Below are 19,197 nucleotides of genomic sequence, written 5' to 3'. Positions count from 1 at the left end.
GATGACCGGCGCGCGAGGCCGGATGACGCCGGGGTGCGCGAGGCCGGATGACGGCCGGCCACGCGAGGCGGGAGATGGAAGACGTGAGGCCGGATGACGGCCGGGCGCGCGACGCCGGGGACGGCAGGGCGTGCCGGGCCGGGGGGCGGCGTGCCGCCCCGGCCCCGCTCTCGTTCCTGCCTGCTCCCGGCTACGTCCGGCGTCTGCCGATCTTCGATCCCAGCCACACGAGCGGGTCGTACTTGCGGTCGACCGCCCGTTCCTTCAAGGGGATCAGCGCGTTGTCCGTGATCTTGATGCCCTCGGGGCACACCTCCGTGCAGCACTTGGTGATGTTGCAGTAGCCGAGACCGTGCTCGTCCTGCGCCGTCGCCTTGCGGTCCAGTCCGGAGTCCGCGGCCGCGTCCAGCGGGTGCATGTCCAGTTCCGCCACCCGCATCAGGAAACGCGGCCCGGCGAACGCGGGCTTGTTCTCCTCGTGGTCACGGACCACATGGCAGGTGTCCTGGCACAGGAAGCACTCGATGCACTTGCGGAACTCCTGCGACCGGTCGACGTCCTCCTGCATCATCCGGTACTCGCCGGGCCCGACACCGGCGGGCGGCACGAAGGCGGGGACCTGCCGCGCCTTGTCGTAGTTGAAGCCGACGTCGGTCACCAGATCCCGTACGACCGGGAAGGCGCGCAGCGGGGTGACAGTGATCGTCTCCTCCCGGGTGAACACCGACATCCGCGTCATGCACAGCAGCCGCGGCCGGCCGTTGATCTCCGCCGAACACGAACCGCACTTGCCCGCCTTGCAGTTCCAGCGCACGGCCAGGTCGGGGGCCTGGGTCGCCTGGAGCCGGTGGATGATGTCCAGCACCACCTCGCCGTCGTTGACCTCGACCCCGAAGTCCTTCAGGCCGCCGCCCTTCACATCCCCGCGCCACACCTTGAAGCGGGCCTCGTAGCTGCTCACTCGTACAGCTCCTCCTCGGCGAGGTACTTGACCAGCTCCTCCTTCTCGAAGAGGGCGAGCAGGTCGGGACGGATGGGCTGGGTGGTCTCGTCCGACAGGTCGATCTGCCCGGCCACCGGGTCGGTCGCGGCCAGCCCGCCGGTGGGGTCGGTGAGCCGGCACAGCAGGTTGATCCGGCGCCAGGAACGTTCCATCGCCGGGTGGTCCTCGCGGGTGTGTCCGCCGCGCGACTCCGCGCGCTCCAGGGCCGCCCGCGCCACGCACTCGCTGACCAGGAGCATGTTCCGCAGGTCCAGGGCGAGGTGCCAGCCAGGGTTGAACTGGCGGTGGCCCTCGACCCCGGCCCGGCGCGCCCGTACCCGCAGCTCGGCGAGTTTCTCCAGGGCCCGCTCCATCTCGCCCTCGCGGCGGATGATGCCGACCAGGTCGTTCATGGTCTGCTGGAGCTCCTGGTGCAGGGTGTAGGGGTTCTCGGGCGGCTGCGCGGCGGGGGCACCGCCCGCCGGGGCGGGGACGGACTCGGGCCCCTCGGCCGAGAAGGGCCGCAGCGCCTCCGCGGCGGCCGCGTCGATCTGGCCGTCGTCCAGCGGAGGGCGGACGCCGTCACCGGTGAGACCGGCCGCGTACTCCGCCGCGTGCCGGCCGGCCCGCCGCCCGAACACCAGCAGGTCGGAGAGGGAGTTGCCGCCCAGCCGGTTGGAGCCGTGCATACCGCCCGCGACCTCGCCGGCCGCGAACAGCCCCGGCACCCCGCGTGCCGCCGCCGTGTCCGAGTCGACCGCGATGCCGCCCATCACGTAGTGGCAGGTGGGCCCGACCTCCATCGCCTCCGCCGTGATGTCGACGTCGGCCAGCTCCTTGAACTGGTGGTACATGGACGGGAGTCGGCGTTTGATCACCTCGGCGGGCATCCGGGTCGACACGTCGAGGAAGACCCCGCCGTGCGGTGACCCGCGGCCCGCCTTCACCTCGGAGTTGATGGCCCGGGCGACCTCGTCACGGGGCAGCAGCTCCGGCGGGCGCCGGTTGTGGTCCGGGTCCTCGTACCAGCGGTCGCCCTCCTCCTCGGACTGCGCGTACTTCTCCTTGAAGACATCGGGGATGTAGTCGAACATGAACCGCTTGCCCTCGGAGTTGCGCAGCACCCCGCCGTCACCGCGCACCGACTCGGTGACGAGGATGCCCTTGACCGACGGCGGCCAGACCATGCCCGTGGGATGGAACTGCACGAACTCCATGTTCAGCAGCGGAGCCCCGGCGAGCAGCGCCAGCGCGTGCCCGTCGCCCGTGTACTCCCACGAGTTGGACGTCACCTTGAACGACTTGCCGATGCCGCCGGTGGCGATCACGACGGAGGGTGCTTCGAGGACGAAGAAGCGGCCCGACTCGCGCTCGTAGCAGAAGGTCCCGGAGACGCGCTCTCCGTCCTTCAGCACTCGTGTGACGGTGCACTCCTGATAGACCTTCAGACGCGACTCGTAGTCACCGGTCTCCTTCATGTCCTCCTGCTGGAGGGACACGATCTTCTGCTGGAGCGTGCGGATCAGTTCGAGCCCGGTACGGTCCCCGACGTGCGCGAGGCGTGGATACTCGTGGCCGCCGAAGTTGCGCTGCGAGATGCGCCCGTCCTTCGTCCGGTCGAAGAGGGCGCCCCAGGTCTCCAGCTCCCATACGCGGTCCGGTGCCTCGCGGGCGTGCAGCTCGGCCATCCGCCACTGGTTGAGGAACTTGCCGCCGCGCATGGTGTCGCGGAAGTGGACCTGCCAGTTGTCGCCGGAGTTCACATTGCCCATGGCGGCCGCGATACCGCCCTCGGCCATCACCGTGTGGGCCTTGCCGAACAGCGACTTGCAGATCACCGCCGTACGGGCGCCGCGCTCGCGTGCCTCGATCGCGGCACGCAGTCCGGCGCCACCGGCGCCGACCACGACGACGTCCCACTGCTGTCGATCGACCACGGACATCAGAGAGCCCCACTCATTTCAGAAGAAGCGCGGATCGTCGAAGGCGCCGGACGCGACCAGGTACACGTAGAAGTCGGCGAGCGCCACACTCACCAACGACGCCCAGGCCAGCAGCATGTGACGGGCGTTCAGCTTCCCGACCCACTGCCACATCCGGTAGCGCACGGGGTGTTTGGAGAAGTGCTTGAGCTTCCCGCCGACGATGTGCCGGCAGGAGTGGCAGGAGAGGGTGTACGCCCAGATCAGCGTGATGTTGACCAGGAACACCAGCGTGCCGAGGCCCATGTGGCCCCAGTTGTAGTGCTCGTCGCGGAAGGAGAGCACGGTGTCGTACGTGAGGATGCCGGCGACGACGAGGGCCGCGTAGAAGAAGTACCGGTGGATGTTCTGGAGGATCAGCGGGAAGCGGGTCTCACCGGAGTACTTCTTGTGCGGCTCGGCCACCGCGCAGGCCGGCGGGCTCGCCCAGAAGCCCCGGTAGTAGGCCTTGCGGTAGTAGTAGCAGGTCAGCCGGAAGCCGAGCGGGAAGATCAGGATGATGATCGCGGGGGAGATCGCCCACCAGCTCCCGAACAGGTCCGCGTTCGGCCCGGCGCGCATCGTCCCGCACCGCTCGGCCAGACACGGCGAGTAGAACGGGGAGACGTAGGGCGCCGCGTAGTAGTGCGCGTCCGAGAAGGCCCGCCAGGTCGAGTACACGACGAAGGCCAGCAACCCGGCCGCGGTGGCGGCGGGCGCCAGCCACCAGCGGTCGGTCCGCAGATGCGGGGCGGCGATCGCGGCGCGCGTACCCGTTCGTACACCGCCGCTGTTCAGATGAGGTTCCGTACCAGTGGCCAACTTCGCACTCCGGTCGGGTTCGGGGGCGCGCCGGTGTCGAGGGCGCTAGTGGGAGGGACCGTGGTGGGCGCCGAGACCCTCGTCGTCGGAATCGGTCCACAAGGAGCTGTCGTACGGGGTGTCGGGGACGGGCACCAGGTCGGGCAGCCGGCCGGAGACGGATCCCGCCGGTCCGGGCACGGCCGGGAGTCCGGTCGCGCCGACCGCGGCGGACTCGCGCAGCAGCGCGAGGCTCTCGCGCAGGTGGTCGGTGTCGGCGCGCACGCGGCGCATCTCCAGACCGGCGCCCATCTGCTGTTCCAGGCGCCGCACCGACCGTTGTAGATCGTCCAGGCAGCGCTGGACCGATGTCAGGTCTTCGTGCACGGACATGACTTGCCCTCACTTCCGTGGGCCCCGTGGCCTTCAAGCGGCAACGTTCATGCGCCTGCGAGTGTTGCGCGTCACCCGCACCCGTGTGAAGGCGTGTGCACGGATTGACGGCCCGCGCGCTCCAGAACGGACCCCGTGCGCCGGTTCGTTCGCCGCCGCACCGGCCGATTTCTCCGCGCGCCCCGGAGCGGACCCGGGAGCCGCCCGGCAGGCCGGACGGCACGCGGGACCGGGCGCAGCGGCCGCGCGCCCTCAGCGCGCCGTGTCCGCGCTCCGGGCCCCGGCACGGACCCCGGCGCGGTTCCGGATTGCGCCGCACGAGTGGGGTTCCCGCGCCCGCCGCCGTGTCGCCGCCGCCCCTCCGCCGGACTGCTCTTCAGTTGGCACGTAGATCAGATCAACTCCTTAATACCGCCGAACGGGATCAGTGGCAGACCTGCCCCCGCGGCGGAGCGTCCCCCGGAGGTTGCAGTGATGTCCCACGAAGGCGTCGGACTGCGCGCGGTGATGCGCTCGGCCGCATTCCTCACCGCGGGCGTACTCGCGGTACCCGCTCTCGCCGCGTGCAGTGCGGACGAAGACACGGGCAGACCCGTGGCCGTGCAGGACATCGCGCCCGCGTCCCGTGACCAGATCGCCGACGGCGGCACCCTGCGCTGGGCCGTGGACGCCGTACCGGCGACGCTGAACGCGTTCCAGGCGGACGCCGACGCCGCGACCTCGCGTGTCGCCGGCGCCGTCCTGCCGTCCATGTACCGGCTCGACGCGAACGGGCGGCCGCAGATCAACTCCGACTATCTGGAGTCGGCGAAGGTCGTGGGCACGTCGCCCAAGCAGGTCGTGCTGTACAAGCTCGTCCAGCAGGCCGTGTGGAGCGACGGGCGCGAGATCGGCGCCGCCGACTTCGCCGCCCAGTGGCGCGCGCTGTCCGGCAAGGACTCCGCGTACTGGACGGCGCGCAACGCCGGCTACGACCGGATCGAGAAGATCGAGCGGGGCAGGAACAACCTGGAGGTCCGGGTCACCTTCAGCCGGCCCTACGCCGACTGGAAGGCCCTGTTCTCGCCGCTGTACCCCAAGGACGTCATGGGGACCGCGGACTCCTTCAACGACGGCGCGCGGCGCAAGCTCAAGGTCAGCGCGGGGCCCTTCTCAGTGAAGACGGTCGACCGCAAGGCCGGCCAGGTCCGCCTCACGCGCAACGCGCGCTGGTGGGGCCGTCCGAGCAAGCTCGACGAGATCGATCTGGTGGCCGTCGCCCGTGACAAGCGGGCCGAGGCGCTCGCCGCCGACGACCTCGACCTGGCCGAGGTCGACGCCGCCGAGGCCGAGCGCGTCACCCTCGCGGGCCGGCACAAGGACGGCGCCCCGTTGCAGGGGGCCTCCGCGTCGGCCTCGGCGACGAGCGAACCGTCCGGGAAGAAGAGCACGAAGAGCGAGTCCGAGGAGGAGGACGGGAAGAACCCGGCGGACTCGAAGAGCGACAAGGACGAGAAGAGCGAGAGCCCCAAGGACGAGAGCACCAAGCACGGGAAGAGCGACAAGGACGAGAAGAGCGACAAGAGCGACAAGAGCGCCGGGCGCGAGAAGAGCGGCGACGGCGAGAGCGGGACGAAGAGCGGGAGGAAGGGGGACGCGGGTGCGAAGGGCAGCGGCACGGCGGAGGAGTCGTCCTCCCGGTCGGCGCTGAGCGACTTCGTGGTCCGCAAGTCCCTCGAACCCGCCTACACGCAGCTCGCCCTCAACGGTTCCGAGGGCCCTCTCGCCGACGAGCGCGTCCGCCGCGCCGTGGCCCGTGCCCTGGACCGCAAGGAACTCGCCCGGGTCGTCCTCCAGCCGCTCGGCCTGCCCGCCGAGCCGGTCGGCAGCCATCTCGCCCTCGCCGGGCAGGACGCGTACGCCGACAACAGCGGCGCCCTCGGGAACCAGGACGCCGCCGAGGCGCGGGCGCTGCTCGCGGACGCCGGTTGGGTGCCGGGCGGGCCCGTCACGGAGCAGAAGAAGACGGAGAAGGCCGCCGGGTCCAAGGGTAAGACCGGGTCCAAGGGTAAGAAGGGGGACACCGGCCAGGACGACAGGCCGGGCGCGGGCGGGACCTACGACCTCGGCGAGGACGACAAGCCCGCCGGCGCGGTCCGGGAGCCGGCGCAGGACCCCAAGGACCACGCCAGGAAGCAGGAGCAGACCGGCGCGCGGCCGGGCGCCGACACGGACGACCAGGCCGTCCGGCACCTGGACGGCAGGCAGTACCCCGGGCAGGGCGGGCTTCCGGGGGCGTACGCGCCGAAGGGAACGGCCGCGCCCAAGGGGACGGTCGCTCCCGCCGGTGCCGCGTCCAACGTCCTCGCCAAGGACGGCAAGCCGCTGACGCTCCGCTTCGTCGTGCCCGCCGGGGCGGGCTCGGAGTCCCTGCGGGTCGTCGCCGACCGCATCTCGCGGATGCTCCAGCGCATCGGTGTCCGTACGGACATCACGAAGGTCTCCGACGACAGCTACTTCAAGGACCACATCGCCTCGGGCCAGTACGACCTGGCGCTCTACTCGTGGCCCGCCTCCGCCTTCCCGGCCACCGACGCCCGCCCGATCTACGCCAAGCCCGTCCCGGCCGCGGACGGCTCGCTGAGCGTCGAGCAGAACTACACCCGCGTCGGCACCGACCAGGTCGATCAGCTGTTCGATCAGGCGCTCTCCACCCTGAACGAGGACCAGGAGCGCTCCCTGGTCCGCAAGGCCGACGCCCGCATCTGGGCCGCCGCCGGCTCCATCCCCCTCTACCAGCGCCCCCAGCTCGCCGCCGCCCGTATCGGCCTGGCGAACACCGGAGCCTTTGGATTCCAGACCCCGGTGTACGAGGACATGGGCTTCCTGAAGAAGGGCGCGCACCCGTCCGCGAGCCCGTCGAAGAGCGGGTGACCTGCGAGTGAACGACAGGGGCCCGCCGCCCGGCGGGCCCTCCCGGCCGGGCCCTCCGCAGCCCTGCGGAGGCCGCCTCGGTCCGGGCCCCGTACGATGGGGTAAGGCCGTGGCGTGTTCAGCCCGGCAGGCCCCGCGGATGCGGAGGCCGTCAACTCACTCCGGGAGAAGCGCCTCACTATGGCCACGCGCCACGACATCCGCAACGTCGCCATCGTCGCCCACGTCGACCACGGCAAGACCACCCTGGTCGACGCCATGCTCAAGCAGGCCGGTGCCTTCGCCGCGCACGCCGCCGAGTCGCTGGACGACCGCATGATGGACTCGAACGACCTGGAACGTGAGAAGGGCATCACGATCCTGGCGAAGAACACGGCGGTCAAGTACCACCCGAAGGATGGCGGCGACGCCATCACGATCAACATCATCGACACCCCCGGCCACGCCGACTTCGGTGGTGAGGTCGAGCGCGGCCTGTCGATGGTGGACGCGGTCGTCCTGCTCGTCGACGCCTCCGAGGGCCCGCTGCCGCAGACGCGCTTCGTGCTGCGCAAGGCGCTCCAGGCCCGCCTGCCCGTCATCCTGTGCATCAACAAGACGGACCGTCCGGACTCGCGCATCGAAGAGGTCGTGAACGAGGCGTACGACCTCTTCCTCGACCTGGACGCCGACGAGGAGCAGATCGAGTTCCCGATCGTCTACGCCTGCGCGCGTGACGGCGTGGCCTCGCTGACCAAGCCGGAGAACGGCACCGTCCCGGCCGACAGCGACAGCCTGGAGCCGTTCTTCAGCACGATCCTGCAGTCCGTCCCGGCCCCGTCCTACGACGAGGCCGCGCCGCTCCAGGCCCACGTGACCAACCTGGACGCCGACAACTTCCTCGGCCGTATCGCGCTGCTCCGCGTCGAGCAGGGCGAGCTGCGCAAGGGCCAGAGCGTCACGTGGATCAAGCGCGACGGCACGATGTCCAACGTGCGCATCACCGAGCTGCTGATGACCGAGGCGCTCACCCGCAAGCCCGCCGAGAAGGCGGGCCCCGGTGACATCTGCGCCGTCGCCGGTATCCCGGACATCATGATCGGTGAGACCCTCGCCGACCCCGAGAACCCGATCGCGCTGCCTCTCATCACGGTCGACGAGCCGGCGATCTCCATGACCATCGGCACGAACACCTCGCCGATGGTCGGCCGCGGTGCCACCGGCAAGGGCGCGGACACCAAGGCCGCGGTCAAGGACCGCAAGGTCACCGCCCGTCAGGTCAAGGACCGCCTCGACCGCGAGCTGGTCGGTAACGTCTCCCTCCGCGTGCTCGACACCGAGCGCCCGGACGCCTGGGAGGTCCAGGGCCGCGGTGAGCTCGCGCTCGCCATCCTGGTCGAGCAGATGCGCCGTGAGGGCTTCGAGCTGACCATCGGCAAGCCGCAGGTCGTCACGCAGCTCGTCGACGGCAAGGTCCACGAGCCGGTCGAGCGCATGACGATCGACGTGCCCGAGGAGCACATGGGCGCTGTCACGCAGCTCATGGGTGTCCGTAAGGGCCGGATGGACAACATGTCGAACCACGGCTCCGGCTGGGTCCGCCTGGAGTTCGTCGTTCCCTCGCGCGGTCTCATCGGCTTCCGGACCGAGTTCCTGACCGGCACGCGCGGTACGGGCATCGCCCACTCCATCCACGAGGGCCTCGAGCCGTGGTTCGGCGTGCTGACGACCCGTAACAACGGTTCGCTGGTCGCCGACCGCTCGGGCGCCGTCACCGCGTTCGCGATGACGAACCTCCAGGAGCGCGGCGTGCTGTTCACCGACCCCGGCACCGAGGTGTACGAGGGCATGATCGTCGGCGAGAACTCGCGTGCCGACGACATGGACGTGAACATCACCAAGGAGAAGAAGCTCACCAACATGCGGTCCGCCGCCGCCGACTCGTTCGAGGCGATCGTCCCGCCGCGCAAGCTCTCCCTGGAGCAGTCCCTGGAGTTCTGCCGCGACGACGAGTGCGTCGAGGTGACCCCGGAGTCCGTTCGCATCCGCAAGGTCGTCCTCGACCAGAAGGATCGCGGTCGCACCGCGAGCCGCGCCAAGCACGGCTGATCCAGAGCGGCCCGACCGCCTGATCCAGGGCGGCCCGACCGGCTGATCCATCGGCCGTTCCGCCTGATCACCGGCACGAAATGAGCCCGGGTGCCCCCACGTGGGGGCACCCGGGCTTTTTTGCCACCCGTTTCCCGCCCTCCCGTGTCCGAAATCCGGTGCGCCCAGACCGATAGGCATGTAACACGTCCGTTTCGGGGGCTTCTCCCGCAGATCATTTTGTCCAGATTTTGGAAGATGTACGCGGCAGCTGTGATGGAACCGAGACCTAAAGGCTGTGGTCGGTTATCTGGCTCATGTCAGATAGTTAGCCGCGTAACGCTCGGGTCAATGGGTCATGCGCTGTGGGGACAGTGCCGACTCACGAGCACAGTGGGGTGCTTGATCCTCCGTCAGGGGTGTCGGAGGTCAGCCAGTACCCCTCCTGTCCGTGCACCGGTTGAGTCATGAGGAGGTACCCATGTGCGGTGTCATCAGCGCCCTGTGGGTCACATCGTCCCCAGCGGTCCGCGACGACGGCGCGGAGTTCCGAGCCCGGATCCGTGCCAGCGCGTACTGACGCGGGGGCCGGCGTCGACACCCGGCCCGACGGACCGCGCCGTGGTTTCAACTACGCGCGTCCCACTGGGGTTTCCGGGCGACTGCCGGGCAGTCGACGTCTCTTCTGAACCGAACGGTGGCCGGGCACGCCTGGTGACGGCCGCCGGCTCGGCGCAGCCTGATCCGCTCCGGCGGACCGGCGGTGCCGGGTACGGCACACCCACACTTGCGGAATGGGCGAATTGTGACGAGTCCTATCGAGACTGAGGACGGCGCGGAACCGGTCGTCGTGCACGGCGGGCAGGCGGCGACCACGAAACCCGAGGCCGAGCAGCTTGTCGGCCGGTCTCCCGGCCGGCTGATGTGGACCCGCTTCAAGCGGGACCGCTCGGGAGTCATCTCCGCCTACGTCGTGGGGTTCTACTTCCTGATCGGGCTGACCGCCTCGCTGATCGCCAAGCTGTACGGCAAGAATCCGTACACGGTGTACGCGGACGAACGCCCCGAGCTCTTCGACAGCGCCGGCGTGCCGCTCCAGCCCAACGGCGGTATCAGCAGCGAGTTCTGGTTCGGTCTGGAGCCGGGCAACGGCTACGACGTCTTCACCAAGCTGATCTTCGGCATCCGGACCTCGCTGATGATCTCCGTGGCGGTGACGGTCACGGTCGTGCTCACCGGCATCCTGCTGGGAGTCACCGCCGGCTACATCGGCGGACGGGTCGACTACGGCATCAGCCGTGTCATCGACTTCCTGCTGGCCTTCCCCTCGCAGCTCTTCTTCATCGCGAGCATGCCGGTCGTGGTCTCGCTCTTCGTGAGCCCGCGCGACGAGACACCGACCTATGTGCGCGTGATCGCGCTGATCGCCGTCCAGTGGGTCCTCGGCTGGATGAGTCTGGCCCGCATCCTGCGCGGAACCGCACTGGCCCTGCGCGAGCGGGAGTTCATCGAAGCGGCCAAGGTGAGCGGGGCGTCCCCCTGGCGGATCATCCGCAAGGAAGTGCTGCCCAACGTCGTGACACCGCTCCTGGTGCAGACCACCTACCTGCTCCCCAACTTCGTCACGATCGAGGCGGGTCTGTCCTTCCTCGGCGTCGGAATCGTCGAACCGACGCCCGACTGGGGGCAGATGTTCTCCAAGGCCTCGACGGAACTCGTTCTGCAGAACGACATCACCTACATGTTCTTCCCGGGTGTCTCGATGATCATTTTCGTCGTCGCGTTCAACCTGCTCGGGGATTCGGTCAGAGACGCCTTCGATCCCAAGACGGCTCGCTGACCGCAGAGTTGTGGGCGCGCGCCTTTGCCCCGATTCCTGACGGCACTTCCAAACAGCACCACAACGGCACCTCACTGGTTCGACGACCGCAACTCACCGGCACCACAGGTGCACTTGATCGCACCGGTGATACACAGATGGGTAGGAATCTGAGTGATGAGTAGGGGCGGACGCCACGCATACGCCGCAATCTCAGTGCTCGCGGCGGGAGCTCTCGTGCTCACCGGTTGCAGCAAGGGCGGCAGCGACAAGGGGAACAACAACAGCAAGGACAAGGAGAACGCGCAGCGGCAGCAGGCGTCGATCAAGTTCGGCACCGCCGCCGACTCCACCGGCCCCGCGGCCGAAGTGCCCGGCGCGAAGAGCGGCGGCACGATGGAGGTCCTCCAGCGTGACAGCTACGCGCACCTGGACCCGGCCCAGATCTACGTCTCCGACGAGGGCTCCCTCGCCACGCTGATCCACCGTGGTCTGACCGGATACAAGGCCACGAGCGACGACGGCTCCAAGCACGAGGTCGTCGGCGACCTCGCCACCGACTCCGGCACCACGACGGACGGCGGCAAGACCTGGAAGTACACGCTCAAGGACGGCATCAAGTTCGAGGACGGCTCGGCGATCACGTCCAAGGACGTCCGCCAGACCTTCGAGCGTCTCTTCGCCCCGTTCATCAACCAGGGCCCGCCCTACATCCAGCAGTGGCTCGCCAACACCCCGGGCGCGGACTACCGCAAGCTGCTGAAGGACGGCCCCTACAAGGGCAAGCACCTGCCGGACAGCATCCTCCAGACGCCGGACGCGAAGACCGTCGTCTTCAAGTTCCAGACGCCGCACCCCGACCTGCCGTACGCCCTCGCCATGGCGGGCTACGCGGTCGTCTCCGCCAAGGGCGACACCAAGACGAAGTACGACCGGGCGCCCGTGACGACCGGACCGTACAAGATCCAGTCGTTCAAGTCCGGCAAGTCGATGGTCCTCGTGAAGAACACCAACTGGGACGCGAAGACGGACCCGATCCGCCACCAGTACGTGGACCAGTTCAACATCACGTTCAACCAGCAGTACGAGGCGTCCACCAAGACGCTGCTCGCGGACACCGGAGCCGACCAGGCCGGCCTCAGCTTCAACAACCAGGTCGACGCGGGCAACCTCTCCAAGGTCCTCGCCGACCCGAAGATGAAGTCCCGTACGGTCTCGGGCTTCCAGCCCTACGTCGGCCAGATGAACATCAACATGAGCCACCCGGCGCTCAAGGACAAGAAGGTCCGCGAGGCCATCGCCTACGCCCTGCCGATCACGCCGTTCGTGCGTGCCTACGGTGGTACCGACGCGATGGAGGTCGCCGGCGGCCTCATCAGCCCGACCGTCAGCGGCTACGACGCCTCCTTCGACCCGTTCGGCAAGAAGAAGAAGCCGGCCGGTGACCCCGTCAAGGCCAAGGCCCTGCTGAAGGAAGCGGGCAAGGTGGGCATGAAGCTGACCTTCGGCTACATCAACACCCCCGAGGGCCAGCAGTACTCCACCGCCATGGCGGCGGGCCTCCAGAAGGCGGGCTTCAACGTCCAGCGCCAGGAGATCCCGGCCGAGACCTACTACGACCAGGTCGGCAAGGTGGACAACAACTACGACATCTTCCACACCGCGTGGGGTGCCGACTGGCCGTCCTCCTCGACCGTGATCCCGCCGCTGTACGACGGCCGCGCGATCGCCGACGGCGCGCAGAACTACTCGCACGTCAACGACCCCAAGGTGAACGCGGACATCGACCGCATCAACAAGATCACCGACCCGGTCAAGGGCGCGGCCGAGTGGGAGAAGGTCGACCAGTACCTGGTCAAGGACGTCGTCAACGTCGTCCCGACCGCGTACTACAAGCAGTCCCAGATCGCCGGCTCCAAGGTCGGCGGCCTGGTCTACGACGACGTGATCGGTGGCGTCGACCCGCGTCGCCTGTTCGTCAAGTAACCGTCGCCCTGACGGGGCCCGGCGCGCTCGCCCTCGGCGAGGCAAACGCGCCGGGCCCCGCCGGGCCCGCTGACGTCTGAGAGCTGCCCCTGCCATGCTGCGCTTCCTCATTCGCCGGACACTCGGCGCCGCCGTCATTCTCTTCCTGCTGAGTATCGTCGCGTTCCTGCTGTTCTTCGGGATGCCGAGGGACCCGGGCCTGCTGATGTGCGGCAAGACCTGCACGCCCGCCAACCTCGCGAACATCCACCATGTGCTCGGCCTCGACAAGTCGATCCCCGAGCAGTACTGGATCTTCCTGCACAACCTCGTGCTGGGCAGCAACGGCTTCGACCAGGGACCGTGTCCCGCACCCTGCTTCGGGTACTCGTACCACACCAATGAGGCGGTCTGGGGCACGCTGATGGACCGCCTGCCCACCACGGTGTCGCTGACGCTGGGGGCCGCGGTCTGCTTCCTGATCGTGGGCCTCGGCACGGGCATGCTCTCCGCGTGGAAGCGCGGCACACTCGTGGACAAGACGGTGACCGCCGGCGCGATGGTGCTCAGCTCGATGCAGATCTACTTCCTCGGCCCGCTGGCGCTCGCGGCGCTCGTCTACCAGAGCCACCTCTTCTCCAAGCCCGCGTACAACGACTTCACCGCGAATCCGGTCAGCTGGTTCACCGGGCTGATCATCCCCTGGGTGATCCTGTCCACGATCTTCGCCTCGCAGTACACCCGTATGGCGCGCTCGTCGATGATCGAGCAGCTCCAGGAGGAGCACGTCCGCACCGCGCGGGCCAAGGGCATGTCGCGCAAGTACGTCTTCTTCCGCTACGCCTGGCGCGGTTCGCTGATCCCCATCGTCACCATCTTCGGCATCGACCTCGGCTCGCTGCTGGGCGGCGCGATCATCACCGAGTACACCTTCGGACTGCCCGGCCTCGGCAAGCTCGCGGTCGAGTCGGTGTTCTTCAGCGACCTTCCGCTGCTGCTGGGCGTGATGCTCTTCTCCGCCGCCATGATCCTGCTGTTCAACATCATCGTGGATGCCTGCTACGCCTTCATCGACCCGCGCGTGCGGCTGTCCTAGGAGCAATCCGTGACCACTTCGACCAAGGAATCGGGCGCCGCTGCCCCGGCGGACTCGGGTCCCTTCCTCTCGGTGCGTGACCTGTACGTCCGGTTCAAGACCGAGGACGGCGTCGTCAAGGCCGTCGACGGACTCTCCTTCGACCTCGAACGCGGCAAGACCCTGGGCATCGTGGGGGAGTCGGGCTCGGGCAAGTCGGTGACCAACCTGACGATCCTCGGCCTGCACAACCCGATGTTCACGACCGTCGAGGGCGAGATCGTGCTCGACGGCCAGGAGCTGATCACCGCCCGCGAGTCGGAGTTGGAGAAGGTGCGCGGCAACAAGGCCGCGATGATCTTCCAGGACCCGCTCACGGCGCTCTCCCCCTATTACACGGTGGGCCGGCAGATCGCCGAGCCGTTCTGGAAGCACACCGGGGCGTCGAAGAAGGCCGCCTGGGACCGGGCGGTGGAGATGCTCGGCAAGGTCGGCATCCCCAACCCCAAGGAGCGGGCGAAGGACTATCCGCACCAGTTCTCCGGCGGTATGCGCCAGCGCGCGATGATCGCGATGGCCCTGGTCTGCGACCCCGACCTGCTGATCGCGGACGAGCCGACCACCGCGCTCGACGTCACCGTGCAGGCCCAGATCCTCGACCTCCTGAAGAACCTCCAGCAGGAGTTCGGCTCGGCCATCATCTTCATCACCCACGACCTCGGCGTCATCGCGGACATGGCCGACGACATCATGGTGATGTACGCGGGCGGGGCGGTGGAACGCGGCACGGTGAACGAGGTGCTGCGCGCGCCCCAGCACCCCTACACCTGGGGCCTGCTGAACTCGATGCCACGACTGGACTCGGACCTCGACACACCGCTCGCGCCCATCCCCGGCTCGCCCCCCTCCCTGCTGAGGCCGCCGTCGGGCTGCCGGTTCCACCCCCGCTGCACCTTCCAGGGCGAGGTCGGGGGCGCGCGGTGCGTGGACGAACTCCCGCTGATGCCTGCGAGCCGGGGCGGCGCGTGCCATCTCACGGCCGAGCAGAAGCAGACCATTTTCATCGAGCAGATCAAGCCCCGGCTGCGGTAGGGAGAAGAGCGTCATGAAGGAAGACGTCGAGAAGGACGTCACCGCGGGCGCCGCCACGCTGCCCGCCCCGCGCGCCGCCGGCGGCGACGGCTCCGCCGAGCCGCTGCTGGTGGTCGAGAACCTCGTCAAGCACTTCCCGGTCAAGGGCGGCTTTCCCATCCGGCGCACCATCGGCGCGGTGCAGGCCGTGGACGGCATCGACCTCACGGTGAACGTGGGCGAGAGCTTCGGTCTGGTGGGGGAGTCGGGCTGCGGCAAGTCGACGACAGGACGCCTGATCACGCGACTGCTGGAGCCGACCGTCGGCAGCATCAAGTACCGCGGCCAGGAGATCAGTCACGCCAGCCGCAGGGAACTGGCGCCGGTCCGCTCCGAGATCCAGATGATCTTTCAGGACCCCTACTCGTCGCTGAACCCGCGGCAGACCGTCGGCAAGATCATCTCCGCGCCGATGGAGGTCAACGGGATCAACCCGCCCGGCGGCCGGGAGAAGCGGGTCCGGGAACTGCTGGAGATCGTCGGCCTGAACCCCGAGCACTACAACCGCTTCCCGCACGAGTTCTCCGGCGGGCAGCGCCAGCGCATCGGAGTGGCCCGCGCGCTGGCGCCCGAGCCCAAGCTGATCGTCGCGGACGAGCCGGTCTCCGCCCTGGACGTCTCCATCCAGGCGCAGGTCGTCAACCTCCTCCAGGAGGTGCAGAAGGAACTGGGCATCGCGTTCCTGTTCATCGCCCACGACCTGGCGGTGGTACGGCACTTCTCGCAGCGGGTCGCCGTCATGTACCTCGGCAAGGTGATCGAGGTCGGCGACCGGGGCTCGATCTACACCCGGCCCCGGCACCCCTACACCCACGCCCTGCTCTCCGCGGTCCCCGAGGTCGAACTGGAGGAGACCGGCAAGGCCCCCCGGGAGCGCATCCGGCTCGCCGGTGACGTGCCGTCCCCCATCTCCCCGCCCTCGGGCTGCCGCTTCCGCACCCGCTGCTGGAAGGCGCAGGACAAGTGCGCCCAGGAGGAGCCGCCGCTGGTCCGCCTGTCCGGCAACCGAGAGGGGCATCTGACGGCATGCCACTTCCCGGAGGACCCGACCACCGAGGCCCGTGACGAGGACATCGTGCTGGACCCGGCGCTGGTGGCTCTGGAGGACGCGGCCGAGGACAGGGCCTAGCCTCCGTCCTCCCGGAGGGGACCAGCCGGTACGGGAAGGGGCCCGCAGCAGTCGCGCGCGGGCCTCTTCGCGTGGGCGCTTCGTGCGGGCCCCCTTCGTGCGGGCCCCCTTCGTGCGGTCCCCTTCGCGTAGGCCCCTTCACGCGGAACGGACGGGCCCGGGCGCACGCCACCCTCACGCGGTGAACGGGGGGCCCTGGTGGACGTTCCCGGCCGTCCGCCGGGCTGCCTCGGCGGGCTAATGGCCGGGCGCCGGGCTCGGGTTCAGCCGCGGCCGGCGACCGTGATGATCTCGGGTGCGGTGGGGGAGAGCGGCTCGCGCCCCCAGTCGCCGTACTGCTCGCGCACGACGAGCCCGGCCTCGCCGAGGAACTCCCGCAAGGCGTCCGCTCCCAGGAACCGCAGCGTGCTGTGGCTGACCCGCGGCCGCCCCCAGCGCGCGTGCTCGAACGTCTCACTGAACGTCACCCGGTCCCCGAGCACCGGCGTCTCGACCTCGTGGCGGACCCGTACGGCGTCCCCGTGCGCGTCGCTCACCTCACGGGCCCGTTCGGGCCGCCAGGTCTCCCACGCCCGGGCGCCGGGGTTGCGGGTCTCGAAGACGAACCGACCGCCGTCGCCGAGTGCCTGGCGTACCGTGGCCAGCGCGGACCGCACCTCCTCGTCGCCGACGAGCACCTGGAACGCGTGCCCGGTCATCACCACGAGGTCGAACTCCCGCTCCCAGCGCACCGATCCGAGGTCCCCGAGCACCCACTCGGCGTCCGCCTGCCCGCGCGCCTGCACCAGCATGGCCGCGGCGGGATCGAGCCCGCACAGCCGTCCCTCGTGACCGTGCTCCCGGGCGCGCGCCAACAGGCGTCCCGTTCCGCATCCGACATCGAGCACGGACCGCGCGGACATCACCAGGTCCAGGTAGAAGTCGTCGCTCGGACCCCATGGATTCAGCGTGTCGTACAGGGCGGCGAGCGAGACGTCACTGAACGAACGGTCAGTCATCGAAGCAGTCTCTCAGCCCGCGCGGCCATCCGAAACCACTGATCGCGAAGGAATCGGGTGCGCGAGCCGGCGCGAAGAATGGCAGGTTGAACAGGCCGAAGGCGGAGCCCGGACACGACGGGCCCCGACACCGCTCGCGAGAATCGGGACGAGATGCTGCACCACGTCGAACTGTGGGTGCCGGACTTGGGACGGGCCGTGCGCTCCTGGGGCTGGCTGCTGGAGCGGCTCGGGTACGCGCCGTACCAGGACTGGCCGGACGGCCGGAGCTGGCGGCTGGGGGAGACCTATCTCGTCTTCGAGCAGTCGCCCGCCCTGACCGCCAACCGGCACGACCGGCTGCGTCCGGGACTGAACCACCTCGCCTTCCACGTCACGAGCCCCGCCGAACTCGACGCCCTCGTCGCCGAGGCGCCGGCACACGGCTGGACGCTCCTGTTCCCCGACCGGCACCCCCACGCGGGAGGCACCGGCCACTACGCCGCCTACCTGGAGAACACCGACGGCTTCGAGGCCGAACTGGTCGCACGGGACCGGACGGAGAGCGGCGCGGTCAGCGGATGATCCGGCCGCGCAGCATCACGCGGCGCGGGTGACGCAGGACCGCCGGTTCCTCGCGCGGGTCCGTGTCGTACACGGTGATGTCGGCCAGGGCGCCCTCGGTCAGCAGCGGCAGCCCGAGAAAGGCGCGGGCGGTCCAGCCGGCCGCGCCCACGGCGGCGGCGGGAGGCAGCCCGGCCTCGCCGAGGTGCATGACCTCGGACGGAGGGGCGCCGGAGGGTGATCCGGTCGCCGAGTGTCCAGAGGTCGCGGACGGTGCCGTCGGGCAGGACGGTTCCGCGCAGGTGGAAGGGCATGGGGCGACAGTCTGCCCGCAGGCGCCGGGTCGGGCAACGCCCCTTGCCCGTAGGGTCTTTGACCATTCGCAGGGCGTGGGCCGTCCCGGCGTGCTTATTCGCTCGACATCGACGGGGCGGGCCGCGATGCTTCACCCCGATGACTTCACAGACACGTACGGACAGGCCCCCCGCCTGGGACGAGCGCACCCAGCTGACCACGTTCCTCGACTACGCCCGTGCCACCGCACGCGCCAAGTGCGAAGGGGTGTCCGCGGAGGACGCCCGCAAGGCCCCGCTGCCCGGGTCCCCGCTCATGACCCTGAGCGGGCTGATCAACCATCTCCGCTGGGTCGAGTACTACTGGTTCCAGGTGGTCTTCCTCGGCGAGGAGGACAAGGGTCCCTGGACGGAGAAGGACCCCGACCGGGAGATGCGCATCGCGGTGGACTTCCCGCTGCCGCAGCTCCTCGCGGAGTACGAGGAACAGAGCTCCCGCTACGCCGAGTTGGTGGCCGAGCACGACCTCGGCACCAAGGCGCGGCGGGCGGGCCGCGACGGCACCCACGTCGACCTCCGCTGGATCGTCCTGCACCTCGTGGAGGAGACGGCCCGGCACAACGGCCACCTCGACATCCTGCGCGAACTGGCCGACGGCCGGACGGGAGACTGACCATGACGGAAGCACCGCTGTCGCACCCCACCATCCGCACGATCACCTTCGACTGCACCGGCGATCCCTACGATGCCGGGCTGTTCTGGAGCCGGCTGCTCGGCCGGCCGCTCCACGACGACGACAAGCCGGGTGACCCGGAAGCGGTCATCGAGGACCCGTCCGGCGGCCCGACCCTGCTGTTCGTACAGGTCCCCGAGGGCAAGACGGTCAAGAACCGCGTCCACCTCGACCTGACCCCGCACGGCCGCACCCGCGACGAGGAGGTCGAACGCGTCCTGTCTCTCGGCGCACGCCGGGTCGCGGACCACATCCGCCCCGACGGCGGCGGCTTCGTCGTCCTCGCGGACCCCGAGGGCAACGAATTCTGCATGGAACGCGGCCCGGCCGACCACTGACCGGACCGGGGTGCGCCCAGGGCCGTCGCCCCGCCATGGGAGAAGGCCCGCACCCA

At 69.4% G+C, this 19,197-nt stretch carries 16 protein-coding genes; 10 read left to right on the top strand and 6 right to left on the bottom strand.

Going from position 1 to position 19,197, the window contains the following annotated elements; genetic code table 11:
- Positions 1-190 precede the first annotated feature (190 nt).
- The 4 genes from ABZV42_RS26480 to ABZV42_RS26465 are packed head-to-tail and all read right to left on the bottom strand — an operon-like array spanning position 191 to position 4,137.
- Positions 191-961, bottom strand: a complete 771-nt coding sequence (locus ABZV42_RS26480) for a succinate dehydrogenase/fumarate reductase iron-sulfur subunit (RefSeq protein WP_356053827.1) — start codon at positions 959-961, stop codon at positions 191-193.
- Positions 958-2,925 (bottom strand): fumarate reductase/succinate dehydrogenase flavoprotein subunit, encoded by a 1,968-nt coding sequence (locus tag ABZV42_RS26475; RefSeq protein ID WP_355985771.1) that lies wholly within the window; start codon positions 2,923-2,925, stop codon positions 958-960. The genes ABZV42_RS26480 and ABZV42_RS26475 overlap by 4 nt, the downstream gene beginning before the upstream one ends.
- Before the next feature lie 18 nt (positions 2,926-2,943).
- Complete coding sequence (locus ABZV42_RS26470) at positions 2,944-3,765, bottom strand: hypothetical protein (RefSeq protein WP_355985773.1); 822 nt, start codon at positions 3,763-3,765, stop codon at positions 2,944-2,946.
- 45 nt (positions 3,766-3,810) lie between these two features.
- Complete coding sequence (locus tag ABZV42_RS26465; protein ID WP_355985775.1) at positions 3,811-4,137, bottom strand: hypothetical protein; 327 nt, start codon at positions 4,135-4,137, stop codon at positions 3,811-3,813.
- A gap of 474 nt (positions 4,138-4,611) precedes the next feature.
- Between ABZV42_RS26465 and ABZV42_RS26460 the strand changes: the two genes are divergently transcribed.
- The 7 genes from ABZV42_RS26460 to ABZV42_RS26430 all read left to right on the top strand — a co-directional run bounded on the left by ABZV42_RS26460 (position 4,612) and on the right by ABZV42_RS26430 (position 16,236).
- The gene (locus tag ABZV42_RS26460; protein WP_356053825.1) at positions 4,612-7,050 is read left to right on the top strand and encodes an ABC transporter substrate-binding protein; all 2,439 of its coding nucleotides are present in this window, start codon (positions 4,612-4,614) and stop codon (positions 7,048-7,050) included.
- Between the two features lie 180 nt (positions 7,051-7,230).
- Positions 7,231-9,138 (top strand): translational GTPase TypA, encoded by a 1,908-nt coding sequence (gene typA, locus ABZV42_RS26455; RefSeq protein ID WP_355985778.1) that lies wholly within the window; start codon positions 7,231-7,233, stop codon positions 9,136-9,138.
- A gap of 784 nt (positions 9,139-9,922) precedes the next feature.
- Complete coding sequence (locus tag ABZV42_RS26450; protein WP_355985780.1) at positions 9,923-10,957, top strand: ABC transporter permease; 1,035 nt, start codon at positions 9,923-9,925, stop codon at positions 10,955-10,957.
- A 156-nt stretch (positions 10,958-11,113) separates the two neighbouring features.
- Positions 11,114-12,922 carry an ABC transporter substrate-binding protein gene (locus ABZV42_RS26445; RefSeq protein WP_355985782.1) on the top strand — a complete coding sequence of 603 codons (1,809 nt, stop codon included), beginning with the start codon at positions 11,114-11,116 and terminating at the stop codon, positions 12,920-12,922.
- A gap of 94 nt (positions 12,923-13,016) precedes the next feature.
- Positions 13,017-13,997, top strand: a complete 981-nt coding sequence (locus ABZV42_RS26440) for an ABC transporter permease (protein ID WP_355985784.1) — start codon at positions 13,017-13,019, stop codon at positions 13,995-13,997.
- A 9-nt stretch (positions 13,998-14,006) separates the two neighbouring features.
- Positions 14,007-15,068 (top strand): ABC transporter ATP-binding protein, encoded by a 1,062-nt coding sequence (locus ABZV42_RS26435; RefSeq protein ID WP_355985786.1) that lies wholly within the window; start codon positions 14,007-14,009, stop codon positions 15,066-15,068.
- Positions 15,069-15,081: 13 nt separating this feature from the next.
- Complete coding sequence (locus ABZV42_RS26430) at positions 15,082-16,236, top strand: oligopeptide/dipeptide ABC transporter ATP-binding protein (RefSeq protein WP_355985788.1); 1,155 nt, start codon at positions 15,082-15,084, stop codon at positions 16,234-16,236.
- 263 nt (positions 16,237-16,499) lie between these two features.
- Here ABZV42_RS26430 and ABZV42_RS26425 read toward each other — a convergent pair whose 3' ends face one another.
- The gene (locus ABZV42_RS26425; protein ID WP_355985790.1) at positions 16,500-17,234 is read right to left on the bottom strand and encodes a class I SAM-dependent methyltransferase; all 735 of its coding nucleotides are present in this window, start codon (positions 17,232-17,234) and stop codon (positions 16,500-16,502) included.
- Positions 17,235-17,387: 153 nt separating this feature from the next.
- On the opposite strand from ABZV42_RS26425, the gene ABZV42_RS26420 reads away from it, so the two are divergent.
- A complete protein-coding gene (locus ABZV42_RS26420) occupies positions 17,388-17,798 on the top strand; it encodes a VOC family protein (RefSeq protein WP_355985792.1) in 411 nt (136 codons plus the stop codon).
- On the opposite strand, the gene ABZV42_RS26415 is transcribed toward ABZV42_RS26420, so the two are convergent.
- Positions 17,788-17,988: a hypothetical protein gene (locus tag ABZV42_RS26415; RefSeq protein ID WP_356053823.1), complete on the bottom strand. Its 201-nt coding sequence runs from the start codon at positions 17,986-17,988 to the stop codon at positions 17,788-17,790. The two genes, ABZV42_RS26420 and ABZV42_RS26415, sit on opposite strands and share 11 nt — an antisense overlap.
- A gap of 242 nt (positions 17,989-18,230) precedes the next feature.
- Between ABZV42_RS26415 and ABZV42_RS26410 the strand changes: the two genes are divergently transcribed.
- The gene (locus ABZV42_RS26410) at positions 18,231-18,743 is read left to right on the top strand and encodes a DinB family protein (protein WP_355985797.1); all 513 of its coding nucleotides are present in this window, start codon (positions 18,231-18,233) and stop codon (positions 18,741-18,743) included.
- Positions 18,744-18,745: 2 nt separating this feature from the next.
- A complete protein-coding gene (locus tag ABZV42_RS26405) occupies positions 18,746-19,141 on the top strand; it encodes a VOC family protein (protein ID WP_355985799.1) in 396 nt (131 codons plus the stop codon).
- Positions 19,142-19,197 lie beyond the last annotated feature (56 nt).

The organism is Streptomyces sp. NPDC005281 (assembly GCF_040607495.1).
Lineage (GTDB): Bacteria > Actinomycetota > Actinomycetes > Streptomycetales > Streptomycetaceae > Streptomyces.
This window is presented reverse-complemented; position numbering and strand designations above follow the sequence as displayed.

Coding starts and splice junctions, on each gene's coding strand:
- ABZV42_RS26465 (WP_355985775.1), bottom strand. CDS start 4,137: ATGTCCGTGCACGAAGACCTGACATCGGTCCAGCGCTGCCTGGACGAT.
- ABZV42_RS26440 (WP_355985784.1), top strand. CDS start 13,017: ATGCTGCGCTTCCTCATTCGCCGGACACTCGGCGCCGCCGTCATTCTC.
- ABZV42_RS26410 (WP_355985797.1), top strand. CDS start 18,231: ATGACTTCACAGACACGTACGGACAGGCCCCCCGCCTGGGACGAGCGC.
- ABZV42_RS26420 (WP_355985792.1), top strand. CDS start 17,388: ATGCTGCACCACGTCGAACTGTGGGTGCCGGACTTGGGACGGGCCGTG.
- ABZV42_RS26405 (WP_355985799.1), top strand. CDS start 18,746: ATGACGGAAGCACCGCTGTCGCACCCCACCATCCGCACGATCACCTTC.
- ABZV42_RS26460 (WP_356053825.1), top strand. CDS start 4,612: ATGTCCCACGAAGGCGTCGGACTGCGCGCGGTGATGCGCTCGGCCGCA.
- typA (WP_355985778.1), top strand. CDS start 7,231: ATGGCCACGCGCCACGACATCCGCAACGTCGCCATCGTCGCCCACGTC.
- ABZV42_RS26415 (WP_356053823.1), bottom strand. CDS start 17,988: ATGCACCTCGGCGAGGCCGGGCTGCCTCCCGCCGCCGCCGTGGGCGCG.
- ABZV42_RS26445 (WP_355985782.1), top strand. CDS start 11,114: ATGAGTAGGGGCGGACGCCACGCATACGCCGCAATCTCAGTGCTCGCG.
- ABZV42_RS26430 (WP_355985788.1), top strand. CDS start 15,082: ATGAAGGAAGACGTCGAGAAGGACGTCACCGCGGGCGCCGCCACGCTG.
- ABZV42_RS26475 (WP_355985771.1), bottom strand. CDS start 2,925: ATGTCCGTGGTCGATCGACAGCAGTGGGACGTCGTCGTGGTCGGCGCC.
- ABZV42_RS26425 (WP_355985790.1), bottom strand. CDS start 17,234: ATGACTGACCGTTCGTTCAGTGACGTCTCGCTCGCCGCCCTGTACGAC.